The sequence below is a fragment of the Aquimarina litoralis genome, assembly GCF_039523995.1.
Lineage (GTDB): Bacteria > Bacteroidota > Bacteroidia > Flavobacteriales > Flavobacteriaceae > Aquimarina > Aquimarina litoralis.
Window position 1 is genome coordinate 47,249 of record NZ_BAAAGE010000008.1, and the last position, 18,763, is coordinate 66,011.

General features: G+C 34.2%; 16 protein-coding genes. 9 read left to right on the forward strand and 7 right to left on the reverse strand.

Annotation, left to right across the window (positions count from 1 at the left end; translation table 11 throughout):
- Nucleotides 1-133: 133 nt before the first annotated feature.
- Both ABD077_RS24225 and ABD077_RS24230 read right to left on the reverse strand, forming a co-directional pair.
- Nucleotides 134-3,196, reverse strand: coding sequence for a choice-of-anchor L domain-containing protein (locus ABD077_RS24225; RefSeq protein WP_343914790.1), 3,063 nt, complete (start codon nucleotides 3,194-3,196; stop codon nucleotides 134-136).
- A 203-nt stretch (nucleotides 3,197-3,399) separates the two neighbouring features.
- On the reverse strand, nucleotides 3,400-4,944 hold the full coding sequence (locus ABD077_RS24230; protein WP_343914791.1) for a hypothetical protein: 1,545 nt from the start codon (nucleotides 4,942-4,944) through the stop codon (nucleotides 3,400-3,402).
- Between the two features lie 192 nt (nucleotides 4,945-5,136).
- On the opposite strand from ABD077_RS24230, the gene ABD077_RS24235 reads away from it, so the two are divergent.
- The 5 genes from ABD077_RS24235 (at nucleotide 5,137) to ABD077_RS24255 (ending at nucleotide 9,959) form a co-directional block, all read left to right on the forward strand.
- Entirely contained in the window at nucleotides 5,137-6,306 is a 1,170-nt protein-coding gene (locus ABD077_RS24235; RefSeq protein WP_343914792.1) for a 2-isopropylmalate synthase, read from the forward strand.
- Between the two features lie 48 nt (nucleotides 6,307-6,354).
- Nucleotides 6,355-7,737 (forward strand): 3-isopropylmalate dehydratase large subunit, encoded by a 1,383-nt coding sequence (gene leuC, locus ABD077_RS24240; protein WP_343914793.1) that lies wholly within the window; start codon nucleotides 6,355-6,357, stop codon nucleotides 7,735-7,737.
- Nucleotides 7,738-7,742: 5 nt separating this feature from the next.
- Nucleotides 7,743-8,330, forward strand: coding sequence for a 3-isopropylmalate dehydratase small subunit (gene leuD, locus ABD077_RS24245; RefSeq protein ID WP_343914794.1), 588 nt, complete (start codon nucleotides 7,743-7,745; stop codon nucleotides 8,328-8,330).
- A gap of 11 nt (nucleotides 8,331-8,341) precedes the next feature.
- On the forward strand, nucleotides 8,342-9,457 hold the full coding sequence (gene leuB, locus ABD077_RS24250) for a 3-isopropylmalate dehydrogenase (protein WP_343914795.1): 1,116 nt from the start codon (nucleotides 8,342-8,344) through the stop codon (nucleotides 9,455-9,457).
- An 82-nt stretch (nucleotides 9,458-9,539) separates the two neighbouring features.
- Nucleotides 9,540-9,959 carry a DUF4174 domain-containing protein gene (locus ABD077_RS24255; protein ID WP_343914796.1) on the forward strand — a complete coding sequence of 140 codons (420 nt, stop codon included), beginning with the start codon at nucleotides 9,540-9,542 and terminating at the stop codon, nucleotides 9,957-9,959.
- A 75-nt stretch (nucleotides 9,960-10,034) separates the two neighbouring features.
- Here the strand turns inward: ABD077_RS24255 and ABD077_RS24260 are convergent, their stop codons facing one another.
- Genes ABD077_RS24260 through ABD077_RS24270 form a run of 3 tightly spaced genes read right to left on the reverse strand, consistent with a single transcriptional unit; the run spans nucleotide 10,035 to nucleotide 12,428 of the window.
- Nucleotides 10,035-10,985, reverse strand: a complete 951-nt coding sequence (locus ABD077_RS24260; protein ID WP_343914797.1) for a phosphoribosylaminoimidazolesuccinocarboxamide synthase — start codon at nucleotides 10,983-10,985, stop codon at nucleotides 10,035-10,037.
- Between the two features lie 38 nt (nucleotides 10,986-11,023).
- Entirely contained in the window at nucleotides 11,024-11,413 is a 390-nt protein-coding gene (locus ABD077_RS24265) for a four helix bundle protein (RefSeq protein ID WP_343914798.1), read from the reverse strand.
- A 58-nt stretch (nucleotides 11,414-11,471) separates the two neighbouring features.
- Complete coding sequence (locus ABD077_RS24270) at nucleotides 11,472-12,428, reverse strand: PhoH family protein (protein WP_299902688.1); 957 nt, start codon at nucleotides 12,426-12,428, stop codon at nucleotides 11,472-11,474.
- Nucleotides 12,429-12,711: 283 nt separating this feature from the next.
- On the opposite strand from ABD077_RS24270, the gene ABD077_RS24275 reads away from it, so the two are divergent.
- From ABD077_RS24275 to gldG, 3 genes are all read left to right on the forward strand, one after another.
- Nucleotides 12,712-13,542, forward strand: coding sequence for an SAM hydrolase/SAM-dependent halogenase family protein (locus ABD077_RS24275; protein WP_299902685.1), 831 nt, complete (start codon nucleotides 12,712-12,714; stop codon nucleotides 13,540-13,542).
- A 152-nt stretch (nucleotides 13,543-13,694) separates the two neighbouring features.
- On the forward strand, nucleotides 13,695-13,988 hold the full coding sequence (locus ABD077_RS24280) for a putative quinol monooxygenase (protein WP_299610433.1): 294 nt from the start codon (nucleotides 13,695-13,697) through the stop codon (nucleotides 13,986-13,988).
- 79 nt (nucleotides 13,989-14,067) lie between these two features.
- A complete protein-coding gene (gene gldG, locus ABD077_RS24285) occupies nucleotides 14,068-16,467 on the forward strand; it encodes a gliding motility-associated ABC transporter substrate-binding protein GldG (RefSeq protein ID WP_343914799.1) in 2,400 nt (799 codons plus the stop codon).
- A 178-nt stretch (nucleotides 16,468-16,645) separates the two neighbouring features.
- Here gldG and ABD077_RS24290 read toward each other — a convergent pair whose 3' ends face one another.
- Nucleotides 16,646-16,858: a hypothetical protein gene (locus ABD077_RS24290; protein ID WP_343914800.1), complete on the reverse strand. Its 213-nt coding sequence runs from the start codon at nucleotides 16,856-16,858 to the stop codon at nucleotides 16,646-16,648.
- A gap of 156 nt (nucleotides 16,859-17,014) precedes the next feature.
- On the opposite strand from ABD077_RS24290, the gene ABD077_RS24295 reads away from it, so the two are divergent.
- Complete coding sequence (locus tag ABD077_RS24295; RefSeq protein ID WP_343914801.1) at nucleotides 17,015-17,584, forward strand: DUF1572 domain-containing protein; 570 nt, start codon at nucleotides 17,015-17,017, stop codon at nucleotides 17,582-17,584.
- A 12-nt stretch (nucleotides 17,585-17,596) separates the two neighbouring features.
- On the opposite strand, the gene ABD077_RS24300 is transcribed toward ABD077_RS24295, so the two are convergent.
- A complete protein-coding gene (locus ABD077_RS24300) occupies nucleotides 17,597-18,571 on the reverse strand; it encodes a VPGUxxT family thioredoxin-like (seleno)protein, type 2 (protein ID WP_343914802.1) in 975 nt (324 codons plus the stop codon).
- Nucleotides 18,572-18,763 lie beyond the last annotated feature (192 nt).

Consider the following 18,763-nt stretch of genomic DNA (forward strand, 5'->3'; position numbering starts at 1 on the left):
TAATTGTTATTAAAACATTTACTGAGATGCAAATTTAGACACAAAAATGCTTCTTTTTTAAGTATAACACCTATTGATACATAAAGTTTTTAAAGTTTATAGTACAATAAAAACAAAGATGATGACACCTCATTTATCGTATTAAAGAGAAGCTAGCCCTAAAATCTTTTTGTATATTTTCTTCTAGATAAGACACAGCAAACCAATACTCACTAGATGGTAATAGTCTACCATTATATGTACCATCCCATGTACTCGATGGTCCTAGATCTTTAAGTAATTTTCCATATCTATCAAAAATTCTAATAGATCTAATCACCACACTATCACTTCCCGAAATATTCCAACTGTCATTAATACCGTCGCCATTAGGAGTAAAATATGAAGGGTAATCTACAAAAGGCTCTAATACAACTGACAATTCGCCACATAATTTCTTATCTCTTACATAAGCAGTATGTTCACCTCTAGATACATTGGTAAACACATTAGAGTCCTGCCAGTTTCCCTCATCTAATCGGTACTCATATTCTCCAATCGGTTCTGCGGTTACCTCTATGACAGCATTATCCGAAAAAGCACCAGAAAGTAATTCGGCAGTAATGTTTTGTGGAGGATAAGATTCAATAACAGTAGTGCTTTTAGATAATGTACATCCCGTTGCAATTCCTGTGACTAAAACTGAATAAACCCCTGATATACTAGGAATATAAGTAGCATCTGTTTCACCAGGTATCTCATTTCCTGCTAGAGGTACTTCACCAACGTACCATTGAAAATTATAAATAGTATCATCTAGTTGTGTGTCGATCACATCATCTGGCAATAAATTAATCGCTGTTCCATTCTCTAACAAACAAATTACATATTCATCTTGAAATTCAATAGGCTCAAAAGGATTTACTTGTAAGGTAATATGCCTCCCCAATCCCAAACAGGAATTATTGGTTCCATCCTCTACCCTCACATACAACTCTTGCAAAAATGGAGATGCAGTATTTCTGTAATTCGAAATATCCGTAATTTCATTTTCTTCGGCTAAAGCATCTGCTTCATTCTGGTAATATGCAATAATCAAATTCTGTCCGGTAGGATATAACTGGGATATTTGATTAGTAGCATCACTAAAATTAAAAGTCGCTATCCCATCCGAAGGATTATCATCCATAACATCGGATTCACATATAGTATATACTAGATTAAAATCACTCGGAATCTGTGTAGTTGATACCTGTAAATCAATCTGAGAGGTTCTTACACAGCCTTTATCGGATTCCACGCGGGCATACACAACACTATTTACTGCATTAGGATTAGGGAAGGTTGTAAAATCAGTTATTTGACCAATAGAACCTCCATTAATTGCTTGTTGAGCGGTAAGATAATATGTAAATGTTTCATTTGAAGAATTTGTTGATATCAAAGAGTTTGCTTCGGATAAATTAAAACGAGAAAAACCATCAATATCGTTATCACATTGTAACAGAGAAACTACATCCTCAACAATTGGAAGTGCATTAACAACCAGTTGAAAGGTTGTAATTTCATAGCATTGTCTATTTGTATTATTTTCAATTCTAGCAAAAATTGTTTGGGGATTACTCGTATTTGTTAAAACAGTAGGTAGTTCCGTTCCAGTAACTCCATTATGTGCGGTAGTTTGATCATCATAGAATAAAACTGTATATAAAGAAGCATCTTGTGTACCTAATACTTCTGTTATTTTGGTTGATAAATCAAAAATCACAGCTCCATTAACATCATCACCATCGTTTCTATTATCACAGAGTTCATAATCTGCTGTATCGTTTGCAATAGGATTTTTAATTACTTCTAAAACGAAGGATTCTATATCAAAACATTTTTGGTTTGTCTCCGCAATTCTTACCCATATAACCTGATTGGCAACTGTATTAGTAAAATTGCCTGGAGTTTCAATGAGATTATCCGAAGCTGCTCCGGTGTAGTTTTGAGCATCAGTTTGAGTTAAGTGGTAAGTAACCTGAAATAAAGCTGGATCTTGTCCACCTAATACTACATTAGTATTTAGGGTGAGATCAAATGGACTAAATCCATCATCATCTGTATCACAAGATAATAATGTATTAGGTGAATTTGCTATCGTGGGTGCAGTAATAAATTCTATTTCTATAGTATCTGTAGATGTACAACCACTGGCAATGGTAACTTCTACACTGTAAGTTCCACCTTGTGTAACTTCTAACTGAGAACCTCCTGCAAGTAAAGAGGTGCCATCTCCTGGAACTAAAGGTAATCCATCTCGCATCCATATGTAGGTAGAATTAGTCCCTAAAGTTGCATCAAGAATAATAGGATCTCCTATACATCCCGGATTTCCCGAAACCAATGTTCTATCTTCTCCCAAATCACCACCAAGATTAAAACTACCGCCCGCCAAAAATACTGCAGAATCAAAAGCTTGATCAGAATTATCAGCAATTACTAACTTTATGGTATAAGTTTCTCCAACATTTACCGAACCTGAAGCGGTTAATACTTTGGTCAGACCATTAAAATCAATTGAAGAATTTGTTCCGGGAGGAATTGTACTATTATAAAAGCTTTCATTTTGTGGAGGACACTCGCCCGCATCCGTAAAATCTCTATCCCCATTGATATCTACTCCTTCATTAATAGTGGTAACACTAATAGGAATTGGTGGATCAGTACCCGGAATAACGGCTAAATTTGTAGAATTACCACTTGAATCTGTTAGTATAAAAGCAAATACATCAGAAAAAGTACAAGGGAATGATTCGAAATACTCCTCTGATGCAAAAAGAAAATCAAAACTTATAAAATCCACAGTAGGAATAAAATCAAACTGAATATAACTGGCATTAAACAAATTTGTTGTACCAGTTATATTTGACAGATCAGTATCTCCTGTCCAATCAAACCCTAATCCTTCGCTCAAAGGGACAGTCCCATTTGGCCCTTCAGCGCTGGTGGCATTTCCAGTACTCAAGATTACACCTTTATCTATAGGAAAATCAGAACCATTGGATTCAAAATATCCTATTCCATTAAATCCTGCCGCAGTACCTGTAAATGAAGAAATATTACTTACTTGCGCACATGGGCTATTAATCAAAACATCCTCTACCAACTGCTCTGTACTAAAAGCAGAATCATTAACTGTAATTTGAGCAACACCAGACCATGCAATACTCATGAGAAACAAAATTAAAAATGTAGTTTTGTTCATTCTATTTTCCCTTATAAACTTTACCCGGTAAATAAACAGTATATCCGAGAAAAACCCTACTACCTTTTTTAAAAAAATCACATAAATATTATAATCTCCGGAAGTTATATAATTGAAGATTTTTTTTTCAATGAAAACTAATTAGATAAAGAGCTTACATGATTTTCCTCTTATCTAGCTAATTTTTGAGCCTTTTCTTTAATAATATCAGCTACTGGTCGATTCTCGATATTACTTTCTAACCATGATAAGATGTCTAAATATAAAAACGCTCTTTTCTCATAAGGATGATCTTCGTATTGCTTTAAAGTCTTATGCAATTTCCTAAATTCATCTTTAATTTGATGCGGAAAAATATCACCTAAATTTCTAAGAAATCTAATCATCTCTTTTTGTACTTCATGTAGATCGTCCATTTTTATGAGAAATCTATAGGTTTCTTTTAACTGACTTTCTAAATGATAATCCATTCCAGCTTCATAATGTGCAACCAAACTTAATACTCTGGCAAAACACATAAGATCCTCCCTCATTTTCAAGGATTTATTATTAATAATTTTACCCAAATATTCAATACATTTTCTATGATTTGCCATTCCAAAATACAAACAACCAATCTTGTAATACAACACCATAATATGATGATCATCCAAACGGTTTTTATAACTAACGATACCATTAAGAATCTCTTGGACTAAATACTCTCCTTCATCAAAAGTTCCTTCAAGAAAATGGACGTTCAACTTATTGTTATAAATAAACTGAAAAGATAATACTTCTATATTATCATCTATCGGGAAACTATCAGACGTAATAGTTTCTTCTAATTTACTAAGTGTTAGTTTTAATTTTGCCTTATCCTGAATTAAATACAATGACTCTAATAAGTAATGATTTCCTCTTAGAAAAAAAACTGGATTTAGGGTAATCATTTTAGGGTGTTCGTAGAATAAGTCTACCCATTTTTTAGAATATTTATAACAAGACAAGAAATCCTGTACCATAAAACTATACCACAGATGCGCTTTGTATAACCATAGTTTCTCTCTAAATCCAAGGAGACTCCAATCATATTTAGGAAGTTTACTCTCAAAATAATGGGTAATTTCTTTATGTTCTCTATCATTTCGTACGTAGCCACTTTTGATCATTAAACCGTATAATTGAAGGGATAGATTAGACAATCGACTGGTTAGCACGTTTTTCATGCTCAACATTTTCGCCTCAATCGTTAATTCATCGGCACGGCTATTAATACTTCTGGTGATATACTGGGTTTCAATTACTTTTTCAAGCTCTACAATTTCATAAGCAATATTATTTTCTTCATTCTCCTTGGCCACTGTTTTTGCCTTGTCCAGAATCTTTAGACTTTGCTTATATAATCCTTTGTGATATAAAATCGTCGCAAAATCCAGTTGCTCTCTTATTTGTGATCTTATGTTTTGATGTAGAGGACTTAATCTTAGACTAATTAAAATTTGTTTATACAAATGTGCCTTAAGGTTCGAAAGTTGTTGCTTCTTTACAATCCCTTTAGAAACAATAAGCTCTTCATCCAATTTTTCGCTTTTATCTAAATGATTAAATAATGCCAAAAATTTAGAGTCTGTATTCACTCCTAATCGTCCTACGTACACTTTAAATTGTCGTTTTTCTGACTTTGAAAGTGATTTTACCAAAATAAACAAAGGATCTTTTTGATCATTAGTCATTGTAAGAAAATATATTGTAATTAACTGATTAAAAGAAAGTTAAATCATTATCGAAACTTTTCAGCATTGTAAAATAGCTTGACAAATCCCTCCCTTTTGAATACCCAAAATATAAATTCGTAAGAGAAAAGTAAAACATCTTAGAAGATATTTTAGAAGATATTTTTAAAACTAATAATTCACATAATTCCTATGAGCGATAATAAAGTCCAAATTTTTGACACCACGTTAAGGGACGGAGAGCAAGTCCCAGGTTGTAAATTAAATACTCAACAAAAGTTAGTGATTGCTGAGCGACTAGACCTTCTAGGAGTTGATATCATCGAAGCTGGATTTCCTGTTTCTAGCCCAGGAGATTTTACTTCGGTAAATGAAATTGCAAAAATTGTTAAAAATGCTACTGTTTGTGGATTAACCAGAGCGGTAAAAAACGATATTAAAGTAGCTGCCGAGGCATTAAAATATGCCAAAAAACCACGAATTCATACAGGAATTGGTACTTCTGATTCACATATCAAATATAAGTTCAATTCTACACAAGATAAAGTCATAGAAAGAGGAATTGCCGCTGTAAAATACGCAAAATCTTTTGTTGAAGATGTAGAGTTTTATGCCGAAGATGCTGGTAGAACTGATAACGAGTTTTTAGCTCGAGTCTGTGAAGAAATGATAAAAGCAGGTGCTACTGTACTAAACATCCCTGATACTACAGGATATTGTTTACCGGAAGAATACGGAGAGAAAATAAAATACTTAAAAGAAAATGTAAATGGGATTGATAAGGTTACTATTTCCTGTCATTGTCATAACGATTTAGGATTAGCGACTGCCAATTCTATTGCAGGAGCTATCAATGGTGCTCGACAAATAGAATGTACCATTAACGGAATTGGCGAGCGTGCTGGTAATACAGCTTTGGAAGAAGTAGTGATGATCATGAAACAACATCCTTACTTACATCTAAACACAGACATCAATTCGAAATTATTATATGATACGAGTTTAATGGTATCCGAAAGTATGGGAATGATGGTACAACCTAATAAAGCCATTGTAGGCGCTAATGCTTTTGCACATAGTTCTGGTATCCATCAAGATGGTGTAATCAAGAATCGTGAAACCTATGAAATTATTGATCCTGCCGAAGTTGGTGTTACTGAATCAGCTATCGTACTTACCGCAAGAAGTGGTAGAGCAGCTTTAGCATATAGAGCAAAAAAGATCGGTTATGAATTAACAAAACTTCAATTAGATGAAGTGTATAAAGAATTCTTAAACTATGCTGATAGAAAGAAAGAAGTTGTTAATGATGATATTCATGAAATTATGAAAACTGTTTCTGTAGAAACGGCGGTTGCATAACAATATTGAATTATTAGATTCCGAATACGTTAGGTATATCATATACATATGAAAAAGACATTATTCGATAAGGTTTGGGACGCACATGTCGTCAAAGAAGTCGAAAACGGCCCTCAAATACTTTATATAGATCAACATTTAATCCACGAAGTTACAAGTCCACAAGCATTTGGTGAATTGGAACAACGTGGAATTCCAATTTTTAGACCTCATCAGGTAATAGCTACTGCAGATCATAATACTCCTACTGTAGACCAACATCTTCCTGTAAAAGATCCTCAATCGCGTAATCAATTGGCACAATTAACAGAAAACTGTACTAAAAATAACATTACGCTCTATGGATTAGGTCATGAAAACAACGGTATTGTACATGTAATGGCTCCAGAATTAGGTATCACACAACCAGGGATGACAATGGTTTGTGGAGATAGCCATACCTCCACTCATGGTGCATTTGGTTCCATAGCTTTTGGGATTGGAACAAGTCAGGTAGCACAGGTTTTTGCGAGTCAGTGTTTGTTATTACAAAAACCAAAAAGTTTGCGTGTTAATGTAACTGGAAAACTACAACCAGGAGTACTTCCTAAAGATGTCATTCTTTATATTATTTCTAAACTAGGTACCAATTCTGGAACAGGATATTTCTGTGAATATGCAGGAAACGTTTTTGAAGAAATGTCTATGGAAGGCAGAATGACCGTTTGTAACATGAGTATCGAAATGGGAGCTCGTGGAGGAATGATTGCTCCAGATGAAACTACTTTTGAGTATATTAAAGGAAGAGAATTTGCACCAAAAGGAGAAGATTTTGATAAGAAAGTAGCGTATTGGAAGACATTACCTACTGATGAAGGTGCGGTTTTTGATAAAGAATATCATTTCGACGCAGCAGATATATCCCCGATGATTACCTATGGTACAAATCCAGGTATGGGAATTAAGATCACTGAAAACATTCCTGTAGATACAAATGCTTCTTTTGAAAAATCATTAGCATATATGAATTTTGAAAAAGGGCAATCTCTGATTGATCAGGAAGTAAATTATGTTTTTATCGGAAGCTGTACAAATAGTAGAATTGAAGATTTTAGAGTTGCCGCTAATTATATAAAAGGAAAGAAAAAAGCAGAAAATGTTACGGCTTGGTTTGTTCCAGGTTCTCAGCGTGTAGCTTCACAAATTATAGATGAAGGTTTAAATGAAATCTTTGAAGAAGCAGGTTTCAAACTTAGGCAACCAGGTTGCTCGGCATGTTTAGCTATGAATGATGATAAAATTCCAGAAGGAGAATATTGTGTATCTACTTCTAATAGGAATTTTGAAGGTAGACAAGGACAAGGTGCCAGAACCATTCTTGCTAGTCCTTTAGTGGCAGCAGCTACGGCAATTGAAGGAAAAATAATAGACATTACTAAACATTTAAACTAATCGGTATGGATAAGTTTATAAAGTTAACATCTACAGCGATACCTTTACCTATCGAAAATGTAGATACGGATCAAATCATTCCTGCTCGTTTTTTAAAAGCCACCAGTAGAGATGGTTTTGGAGAGAACTTATTTAGAGACTGGCGTTATCATAAAGATGGAAGTAAGAATACTGATTTTACCCTAAATAACACAAAATATAGTGGTAGTATTTTAGTTGCCGGCACTAACTTTGGATGTGGTTCTAGTAGAGAACATGCAGCTTGGGCGATTCATGATTATGGAATCAAAGTGGTGGTGTCCAGTTTTTTTGCAGATATATTTAAGGGGAATTCATTAAATAATGGATTGTTACCGATACAAGTAACTCCAGAGTATTTACAAGAGTTGTTTTCGACGATTGAAAAAGATCCAACAACCCAAATAGAAGTAGACTTAGAAGCACAAACTATTACCATTGTTTCTTCTAAATCTAAAGCCGACTTCGAAATTAATAGCTATAAGAAAATGTGCTTACTCAATGGATATGACGATATTGATTTTTTAATCAGCAACCAATCAGAAATAGAAGCTTTTGAAAAAGCACGTACTTAAAAGATAAATACATGAAACTAGAAATTGCTGTATTATCCGGAGACGGAATCGGACCAGAAGTTACTGCACAAGCAGTAAAAGCTTTAGAAGCTATTGCACATAGTTTTGATCATACATTTACTTTTAAGGATGCTTTGGTAGGTGCTATCGCGATTGATAAAACAGGAAACCCATTACCAGAAGAAACACTGCAACTCTGCGCTGATACAGACGCAGTACTTTTTGGAGCTATTGGAGACCCTAAATATGATAATGACCCCAGTGCTCCCGTTCGTCCAGAGCAAGGGTTATTGCGCTTACGAAAAGAACTCGGTTTATATGCCAATATCCGCCCAGTAAAAGCTTACGATACCTTATTAGAGAAATCTCCTTTAAAGAGAAATATTATCGAAGGAACAGATATCTCTATTTATCGTGAACTTACTGGTGGGATTTATTTTGGTAAAAAACAGCTTAACGAAGCAGGGACTGTGGCTTCAGATTTATGTGAATATTCTAAAGAAGAGATAGAACGCATCACAAGATTAGCTTTTAAAGCAGCTCAGAAAAGACGCAATAAGCTTACATTAGTTGATAAAGCAAATGTTTTAGAATCTTCTAGACTATGGAGAAAGGTAGTTACAGAAATTTCGAAAGAATATCCAGATGTAGATTTAGATTTTCTTTTTGTCGACAATGCAGCGATGCAAATGATTCTAAATCCAAGTCAGTTTGATGTAATCTTAACCGAAAATATGTTTGGAGACATTATCTCCGATGAAGCCAGTGTTATTGGAGGTTCTATAGGATTATTAGCTTCTGCCTCTGTGGGAGACACTTGTTGTATGTTCGAACCGATACACGGATCCTATCCACAGGCAACAGGAAAAGGAATTGCGAATCCTATTGCAGCTATTTTATCGGCAGCGATGCTACTAGAACATTTTGATCTTTTAGAGGAATCGCAAGCAATCAAAAATGCAGTGGAGAAAGCTTTAGAATTAAACCTTACCACACCCGATTTAAATAGTATAAACCCTTTAACGACAGAAAAAGTAGGAGACTTTATTTATGATTATATTTTAAACCCTGAAGACTCTAACATTAATTTTGAAAATATACACGTAGGCCAATCTACGATTATCTAGTATTAGTTATATATTTATTGTTATAAGAAGGCAACCAGAAAGATTTTTCTGGTTGCTTTTTTGTTTTTCGTAACTTACCTGTATGAAAAGTGTAATATTGTTTTTATTATTCATACCCCGACTCTCCTATACTCAAGACTTAACTGAACACAGATGGCAAGATCGTTTGATAATCATCTCTGCAGACTCATATCAACATCCAAAATTATTAGAACAGGTAAATGAGTTCCAAAATAAAACAAAGGAGTTAGCGGATAGAAAACTGATCATATACCAAATAACACCTACATCCTACATAAAAGGAATTGAGAACAACCAACCAACAAGAGACAATACACTCTATAAAAAATATAACTCTTCCCAAGAAAGTTTTAAATTCATGTTAATAGGATTGGATGGAGGTCGTAGACTACAATCCAACAAAGTAATCTCTGCCGCTCAAATCTTTGATCAAATCGATCAAATGCCAATGCGCAGGCAAGAATTACGAAATCAAAATTAAAAAATCTAACTCTTCAAAGAAGAGGAATCAAAAGTCCCTCTTTCGAAGAGGGATTTAGGGAGATGTATTAAATTACTATCCCTTCAAATACTCCAACACATTCGCTTCTATTCTACTTTGTATATCAGAAACATCTGCTTTTTCAAAGGTAGTACCAGTAATATTTTCAAAGAGTTCTATATAGCGATCAGATACAGAATTGATATATTCTTCTGACATTTCAGGAATCTGTTGTCCCTCTTTCCCTTGGAAACCATTGCTAATTAACCATTGTCTTACAAACTCTTTAGACAATTGTTTTTGTGGTTCTTCATTCGCTTGTCGTTCTTCGTAACCTTCTGCATAAAAATAACGCGAAGAATCTGGCGTATGAATCTCATCAATTAAGACAATTTTTCCATCTTTCGTCTTTCCAAATTCATACTTTGTATCTACTAAGATCAATCCACGGTCGGCAGCAATCTCAGTTCCTCTTTGGAATAACTTTCTCGTGTAATCTTCTAATACCAAATAATCTTCTTCAGAGACAATGCCTTTAGCCAAAATTTCTTCTCTAGAGATATCCTCGTCATGCTCTCCGTTATCAGCTTTGGTAGAAGGTGTGATAATTGGTTCTGGGAACTTATCATTTTCTTTCATCCCTTCTGGCATAGCAACACCACACAACATTCTTTTTCCAGCTTTATATTCTCTGGCAGCATGACCAGACTGATATCCTCTGATCACCATTTCTACCTTAAAAGGTTCGCATAAATGCCCAACCGCAACATTAGGATCTGGAGTAGCAATCAACCAATTAGGAACTAAATCTTCGGTAGCTTTCATCATTTGTGTAGCAATCTGATTTAGAATTTGCCCTTTAAACGGAATTCCTTTTGGCATGACTACATCAAAAGCAGACAACCGATCGGTAGCAATCATGACTAACAATTCGTCATTAATATTATAAACTTCTCTTACTTTTCCTTTATATACTGATTGCTGACCAGGAAAATTATAATTGGTATTTGTGATGGTATTCTTCATTGTAATTCCTATTGGAGAATTATTGTAAGTATTAAGTTTTACTTACTGCTACTCTCCAGTTGCTTTAATTTTAAATGTCTTTTAAAAGAGGTAATCATTTTGGTTAATTCAGTGATATCACCTCTATTCAATTCGTCTTGCTCTTCGGTAATAAAACCTCTTAATCGTGCTTTGGTGCTGCAAACAATACACTCATGTGCACGATCCCAAGCGATTTGTAAATAGTTATTAAATTGATCATTAGAACTTGCCGAACCTTCGGCTATGTGCAGTGCAATGGCATCAGCCGCTATCGTAAACTGCGATGCTAATCGATTGGCTTCCTCTTTGGGAAAGGACTGAACTTGCTCATTTACAGACTCTCCAAAATCGATTGCTTTGTTATAAATAATTAAGTCTTCGAACTTAAAATGATATATACTTTTCAACGTACTACTTTTTAACTCAGAATTAGATGTTACAATACTTCAAAAACAAATCTACTATCTAACCATTTCGGTTTTCGATCTCTTTGTAGGCTGCAATTACCTTTTTCACCAATTTATGGCGGATTACATCTTTATCATCCAAATGGATGATTCCGATTCCAGAGATACCTTTCAATACTAACAAAGCTTCTTTTAATCCAGAAGTTACTCTACGTGGTAAATCTATCTGTCCAGGATCTCCTGTAATCATAAACTTAGCATTCTTCCCCATACGTGTTAAGAACATCTTCATTTGCGCATGCGTAGTATTTTGTGCTTCATCCAAAATCACAAATGCATTATCCAAGGTACGACCACGCATAAACGCCATTGGTGCTATCTGAATAACTCCTTTCTCTATAAAACTCTCTAGCTTTTCTGCAGGAATCATATCTCGTAACGCATCATATAATGGTTGCATATATGGATCTAATTTTTCTTTTAGATCTCCTGGTAAAAAACCAAGATTTTCACCAGCTTCTACCGCTGGTCTGGTTAGTATAATTCTTCGTACTTGTTTTTCCTTCAATGCTTTTACCGCTAGTGCAACACCTGTATACGTTTTACCAGTTCCTGCAGGACCAATTGCAAAAACCATATCATTCTTATTGGTCAATTCTACCAATTTACGCTGATTAGCTGTTTGTGCTTTAATCAGTCTACCTCCTACTCCATGTACCAAGGTTTCTCCACTACCTGCAGACGTTTCGTAATCCGCTTTACTATCGCTGGTTAATACACGCTCAATGACATTTTCATCGAGTTTATTGTATTTTCCAAAATGCTCTAAAAGCATATTTAGACGCATATCAAACTCTTCGAGCATATCCTCATCTCCATATACCTTTAGTTTACTTCCTCGAGCAACAATTTTCAGTTTAGGAAAATATTTCTTTAATAATTGAATATTACTGTTTTGGAGTCCGAAAAACTCTCTTGGATTGATTTCTGTTAGTTCAATGATAAGTTCGTTCAAAAGCTATAGTAATTTTAGTATGATTTGTTTTTTGGATTGACTAAGTTTGTGCTCCCAATGGCTATCGGGATTATTTGAAGTTTTTGTCGGGGAATCAAAAATGAAAATGATAGTACAAGTTGAATTTTAGTAATAATCATATAATGCGTATCGTGGTCGAATATGATAAACTCGTAGGTTTTTATTAATAGATTTCTCGATTCAAAAAAACTTTGAATAACTTCTTAGCAAATTTACATATTTTTAAGCGCTTATAATCAAAAGATATTAACAATTCTTATCGATGCCAATAATAACTTTAACTACAGATTTCGGAATCAAAGATCATTTTGTGTCTGCGGTTAAAGGTGCTATCTATACCGAATTACCAGAAGCTACGATTGTTGATATTTCGCATGAGATTTCTCCTTTTCATATTACAGAAGCAGCATATATTATTCAAAATGCCTACAAAAGCTTCCCAAAAGGTAGTATTCATATCGTAGGAATCGACAGTGAACTCAATCCAGAAAATAAACATATCGCTGTTTTATTAGACGATCACTACTTTATCTGCGCCAATAATGGATTGATTTCTTTAATTGCTTCAGAATTTCGACCTGAAAAAATTGTAGAAATCAATATTCATGATGCTATTGGAACCAACTTTCCGGTACTTGATGTTTTTGTGGCAGTGGCTTGTCATATTGCACGAGGAGGTACTCTGGAGGTAATCGGTAAACCTACAGCCGAAATAAAACTAATTAAAGGAATAACTCCTATTGTAAATCTTGGCGATAAGCAGATCGTAGGAAGTATTATATACATCGATAATTATGGCAACCTCATCACCAATATCACTCGTAAACTTTTTGAGGATATTGGCAAAGGAAGAAGCTTTAAGATTACGGCCAGAAGCGCTGTGTTTAGCAAAATCTATGAGCGTTATAGCGATGCCATCAATTTTGATGTAGAGAAAAGTAAACGCGAAGAAGATGGCAAGAAATTGGCGGTTTTTAACTCTTCTGGATATTTAGAATTGGCGATCTATAAGAGTAATCCCAGAACGGTCGGTGGTGCTTCTAGTCTATTTGGATTGTATTTTAGAGACACGGTTAGCATTACTTTTGAATGATCACATTATAACAATGGCGTTCGAGCGGGCTATCCGTTATATCTTTTTTCTTTACCCTTTTTCCTGAAGATTAAACTTTATTGAGAAAAAAGGATGCCACTGCTATCCCTAACGCAAAACTTTGTAGCTTTGCTCATCCAGTTATATAAAAAATGATCATACGCATTGTAAAATTAGGTTTCGTACCAGAACAGATAGACGCTTTTTTAGAAAATTTTGAAAAAAACAAAGATAAAATCCGAAATTTTGAAGGTTGTAAACATCTGAAACTGATTAGAGATATACACCAAACGAATCAATTTTTCACCTATAGCCATTGGGAATCTGAAGAACATCTCAATAACTATCGCAACTCTGCGTTATTTAAAGATATTTGGGCAAATACCAAAACTAAGTTCAATCAAAAACCAGAAGCTTGGAGTGTGGAAAAAATTGAAGAATTGTAATACCAAGATGTAGGATCAGTACAAACAAAATTCTTATTTTCACCTTCTAATAACTTACATCAAAAGAGAGTACCCGCATATGCTTGCAATCATAAGAAAAGAGATTAATACATTTTTTGCATCCGCTGTAGGATATTTAGTGATTAGTATATTTTTAATTCTTAATGGTCTTTTTCTGTGGGTTTTTAAAGGTCAGTTCAATATCCTAGACAGTGGTTTCGCTAGTCTAACACCTTTCTTTTTAGTGGCGCCTTGGATTTTATTGTTTTTAATTCCGGCAGTAACCATGCGTAGTATTGCCGAAGAGAGAAAACAAGGCACCTTAGAATTACTGCTTACCAAACCTATTAAAAATTGGCAACTAGCTTTAGGAAAATATTTAGGAAGTTTAGCATTAATCGGTATCGCATTACTACCTAGTTTGTTATATGTAATTACCGTTTATCAATTGGGTAATCCCGTTGGAAATTTAGATAGTGGTAGTACGATAGGTTCCTATATTGCACTTTTATTATTGGGAGCCACCTACACCTCGATAGGAACTTTCGCTTCATCATTAACCAATAATCAGATTGTCTCCTTTTTGATAGGACTTTTTCTGTGCTTTCTATTTTACTTTGGATTTAGCGGATTAGCCAATTATCAACTATTAGGTGCTGGTGATTATACGGTAGAACAAATCGGTATTCAATTACACTACGAACGTATTAGTCAAGGAATTTTAGATACCAGAGATATTATCTATTTTTTGAGTATCATTTCGATTTTTATATTTCTTACATCGATTATTCTAAGTAAAAATACTAAGAAAACCATCGGCAAGCTTGCTTCTTTTGCCACTGTTGCAGTAGTAATTATAAATCTTCTAGGATCATCATTTTACAATCGTTTTGATCTAACAGCAGATCAGCGATTTACACTATCGGAAGCGACGAAAAACCTATTAAAAGAAGCTGAAGTACCTATTGCTATTGATATACTTTTGGATGGCGACTTTCCATCAGAGTTCAGAAGATTACAAAATGAAACCAAACAAATAGTAGAGGAATTTAACTCGATCAATCCAAAGATTCAGTACGTATTTACAAATCCTTTAGAAGAGGAAGAATTTAGAAAAGAAACGTTAGAAGAATTACAGCGTCTTGGACTTACGCCAATGGAAGTAAGTGTGCAGGAAAGTGGTAAAACAGAAATCGAAACTGTAGTGCCGTGGGCAATCATGAATTACCAAAAGCGAAGTGTAAAAGTTGCTTTGGTAAAAAACACTATAGGCGCCACAACCGAAGAACGTGTAAATAATTCTATACAGCAGTTAGAATATGTTTTTGCAGATGCACTTAAAAAACTAATCCATCCAAAGAAACACAAAATCGCAGTACTCAAAGGAAACGGACAACTACCGGATGCAAAGATTGCTGATTTTATTAAAACCTTGCAAGAGTATTATTTTGTTGGTGCTTTTACACTAGATTCTGTAGCTTCCAACCCCAAGAAAACCTTAGAAGATTTACAAAAATTTGATTTACTCATCAATGCAAAACCGACAGAAGCTTTTTCTGAAAATGAAAAATATGTAATGGACCAGTTTATCATGGATGGCGGCAAATCATTATGGATGGTAGAATCCGTAGCGATGGAGATTGATAGCTTGTTCAAACCTCAATCCCAAGGATCTGCAATTGCCTTTATGCAGGATCTACGATTAGGAGATGCCTTATTTTCATATGGGGTACGTATTAATCCAGTATTGGTAAATGACTTGTACTCTGCTCCACTCATGCTTGCCTCTGGAGAAGGAAATAATACACAGTTTACACCTCATCCTTGGTACTATGCATCACTGACTAAAAGTAACAGCAATCACCCAATTGTAAAAAATATTGAATCTGTAAAATTTGAGTTTTCGAACCAAATAGATACGCTTAAAAATGATGTAAAAAAGACTGTATTATTAACGAGCTCTGAACGTTCCAAATTGGAAGGAATTCCAACAGAAATAAAACTAGACAATATCATCGGACAAAAACCTGATATGGAAAGTTATACCGAAGGAACACATAATCTGGCGGTGCTCTTAGAAGGTAACTTTAAATCAGCATATAAAGACAGAGTGAAACCTTTTTCATTAAGTGATAATAAAGATCAAAGTGAAGACACAAAAATGGTAGTTATTGCGGATGGTGATGTAATCAAAAATGGAATCAGAAAAGGAAGACCGATTACTCTAGGATATGACCCGTATCTTAATCTACAATATGGTAATAAAGAGTTTCTTTTAAACACTGTAAATTATCTGCTGGACGATTCTGGTTTAACCGAAGTAAGGGGAAAAGAGATAAACATTGCTTTTCTAAATATAGAAAAAGTGGTAGGAACTCGAACCTTATGGCAAGTTATCAATATCGTAGTTCCTTTAGTTCTTCTTGGACTTTTTAGTCTACTCTTCTCTTGGTTGAGAAGAAGAAAATATACCCGATAGTAAGCATACTTAAAACCACAAAACTTATGAGGCTGTCAAAAGAGTATTTAAAACTTGTATTTGTCAGTCTGAGGCTGTAAAAGACAGATTGAAAACTAATAAATTAAAAACTTTGACAAGCTCAGTTTGACAAAGATAAATTACTTTTCAGACGGTATTATCAATTGAGAAATAGCTTTTAGATACAACATTCATCATATCTAATAGTTCCATAACAAATTTCTCCACTAGGACTAAATATAGCACACATCGTACCATCAATATCAGAAAGGTACAGTGGAAAGCATTTACTAAAGTAATCAGCCGAACCTGACATACCTCCAGAAATTTGTTTTTGCGAAGATTTAGACAAGGTTTTTACTTCAGAAATTGCATAAATTCTTTTTTTCATCATGTGTAAGTTTAAAGAGTTAATTGTAAAACAACACTTTAAAAAAGTGTAAATTTCCCCATAAAACTACAATCAATTACACCTCAATAATGTTATGAAAATGTTATTTAACTATTTTAGAAAGCACTCCGTTGACTAAATGCTTATCTTCTTAAGATGGATGCATTATCATATTTAAAAGGAATCAAAAAGCAATTTTCATACTATAAATCCTTAGGAGAGCGAACAATAGATCAATTAGATGAAGATATGTTATTTTGGCAATATAATGAGGAAAGTAATAGCATAGCCATTATTGTAAAACACCTTTGGGGCAATATGAAATCTAGATGGACTGATTTTTTAACTACAGATGGTGAAAAGGAATGGAGAGCTCGTGATCAAGAGTTTGAAAACGGTATACAATCGAAAGAAGAATTATTACAGAAATGGAATGAAGGATGGCAATGTTTATTCGATGCCTTAGATAGCGTAACTGATGCTAATTTTGATCAACCGATCTATATCCGAAATATTGAACATTCTATTACCGAAGCTATTAATAGACAATTAGCTCATTATTCGTATCATGTAGGACAAATTGTGTTTCTTGGAAAAATGATTTGTGATCAAGATTGGAAATCTCTATCCATTGCCAAAGGAAAATCTAACTTCTATAATGAAAAGCGATTTGCACAACCAAAGCACAAAGCGCATTATACTGATAAATTAATGGATAACGAATAATATATCTACCCTTTAGATTGCATCCATCTCTTTTGCCTTTTTATCCCAGGCTTCTAGAAAATCTGTAGTAAATAATACTTCGCTCGAACTCTTAATCTTTTGGAGCCATTTCTTTTGTTTAGGACTTAAAAACTGTTGAGTAGGACGTCCGTCTCCAAGAGCACTATTTATTTTTGTTTTCTGAAGTTCTGTAAGCGGTAGATATATAAACTTAGTTTGTTGTAAATAGTAATGAATATCCTTTGGCGATGGTCGGTAAGACTTTTTACCATCCATCAAACTCATTCCACTAGATTTTGCATAATTATCTAACTCTTTTTTAGTTATTTCATTAGAATTATAAACCACTTCTACCACTTCACTATGATCCATGAATCCAGACTCCGTACTTAGTACTTCGGGCAGTCTTCCTAGTTCTCTTTCTCCACTCCAAAAACAAGACATTCTGTAATAAGCCTTTTGCGTATTTGTGGCTAACAACTCTTTTTCTAATAAGTTGATATATTCGGGTACTACCGCTCCTCTTTTCTGCAAACCTTCCATCATACGCTGTACTAAGGTAATCGCTTCATAATCATTTCCTATTCTTCCCACAACATTATTTCCCCTATGATCTACAATACGAACCACAGGATTATTCCAACTGGGTTCTTTATACTTTTTCAATATTTCTGCATCCTTTCCCTTTTTATTATTAAAGATAGCTAAAGGAATAAAAGAATTTTCAATTGCTTCTACCATTAATGGATGACTAAGTACATTATGCCCATAATTACGACAGGTACTACAACCCGGCACTTCTTGAAATAAGATCAATACATCCTTGTTCTCCTTTTTAGCAATTTCTAGAGCCGTATCATAATCCCGAAACCAAGTTACCTTTCCTAATTCCTCACTTTGGTTATTAGGATCAGTTTTTTGCTGTGCAAGAAGTAACTGTCCAAAAAATAGTAGTAATAGGGTATATCGAAATTTAAATGTCATCATTATCTGGATAAAAATTTTAGGAATCAGTCGTATTACTAGAAGAAAACTAACACTTTTCATATTTAAACAACATTTTCATATCTTTCTTCTGGATAAAGATGTTTTCGGCTTGGCTGTGAACCTATTTATAAGTATACAAATCCATAACAAGCTCATAAATAATAACAATCATACTCGATAGTGTAACATTTA

What these genes read in the sequence shown, in the direction of transcription:
- ABD077_RS24225 (WP_343914790.1), bottom strand. Translation starts at nt 3,196, where the DNA reads ATGAGTATTGCATGGTCTGGTGTTGCTCAAATTACAGTTAATGATTCT.
- ABD077_RS24230 (WP_343914791.1), bottom strand. Translation starts at nt 4,944, where the DNA reads ATGACTAATGATCAAAAAGATCCTTTGTTTATTTTGGTAAAATCACTT.
- ABD077_RS24235 (WP_343914792.1), top strand. Translation starts at nt 5,137, where the DNA reads ATGAGCGATAATAAAGTCCAAATTTTTGACACCACGTTAAGGGACGGA.
- leuC (WP_343914793.1), top strand. Translation starts at nt 6,355, where the DNA reads ATGAAAAAGACATTATTCGATAAGGTTTGGGACGCACATGTCGTCAAA.
- leuD (WP_343914794.1), top strand. Translation starts at nt 7,743, where the DNA reads ATGGATAAGTTTATAAAGTTAACATCTACAGCGATACCTTTACCTATC.
- leuB (WP_343914795.1), top strand. Translation starts at nt 8,342, where the DNA reads ATGAAACTAGAAATTGCTGTATTATCCGGAGACGGAATCGGACCAGAA.
- ABD077_RS24255 (WP_343914796.1), top strand. Translation starts at nt 9,540, where the DNA reads ATGAAAAGTGTAATATTGTTTTTATTATTCATACCCCGACTCTCCTAT.
- ABD077_RS24260 (WP_343914797.1), bottom strand. Translation starts at nt 10,985, where the DNA reads ATGAAGAATACCATCACAAATACCAATTATAATTTTCCTGGTCAGCAA.
- ABD077_RS24275 (WP_299902685.1), top strand. Translation starts at nt 12,712, where the DNA reads ATGCCAATAATAACTTTAACTACAGATTTCGGAATCAAAGATCATTTT.
- ABD077_RS24280 (WP_299610433.1), top strand. Translation starts at nt 13,695, where the DNA reads ATGATCATACGCATTGTAAAATTAGGTTTCGTACCAGAACAGATAGAC.
- gldG (WP_343914799.1), top strand. Translation starts at nt 14,068, where the DNA reads ATGCTTGCAATCATAAGAAAAGAGATTAATACATTTTTTGCATCCGCT.
- ABD077_RS24290 (WP_343914800.1), bottom strand. Translation starts at nt 16,858, where the DNA reads ATGAAAAAAAGAATTTATGCAATTTCTGAAGTAAAAACCTTGTCTAAA.
- ABD077_RS24295 (WP_343914801.1), top strand. Translation starts at nt 17,015, where the DNA reads ATGGATGCATTATCATATTTAAAAGGAATCAAAAAGCAATTTTCATAC.
- ABD077_RS24300 (WP_343914802.1), bottom strand. Translation starts at nt 18,571, where the DNA reads ATGATGACATTTAAATTTCGATATACCCTATTACTACTATTTTTTGGA.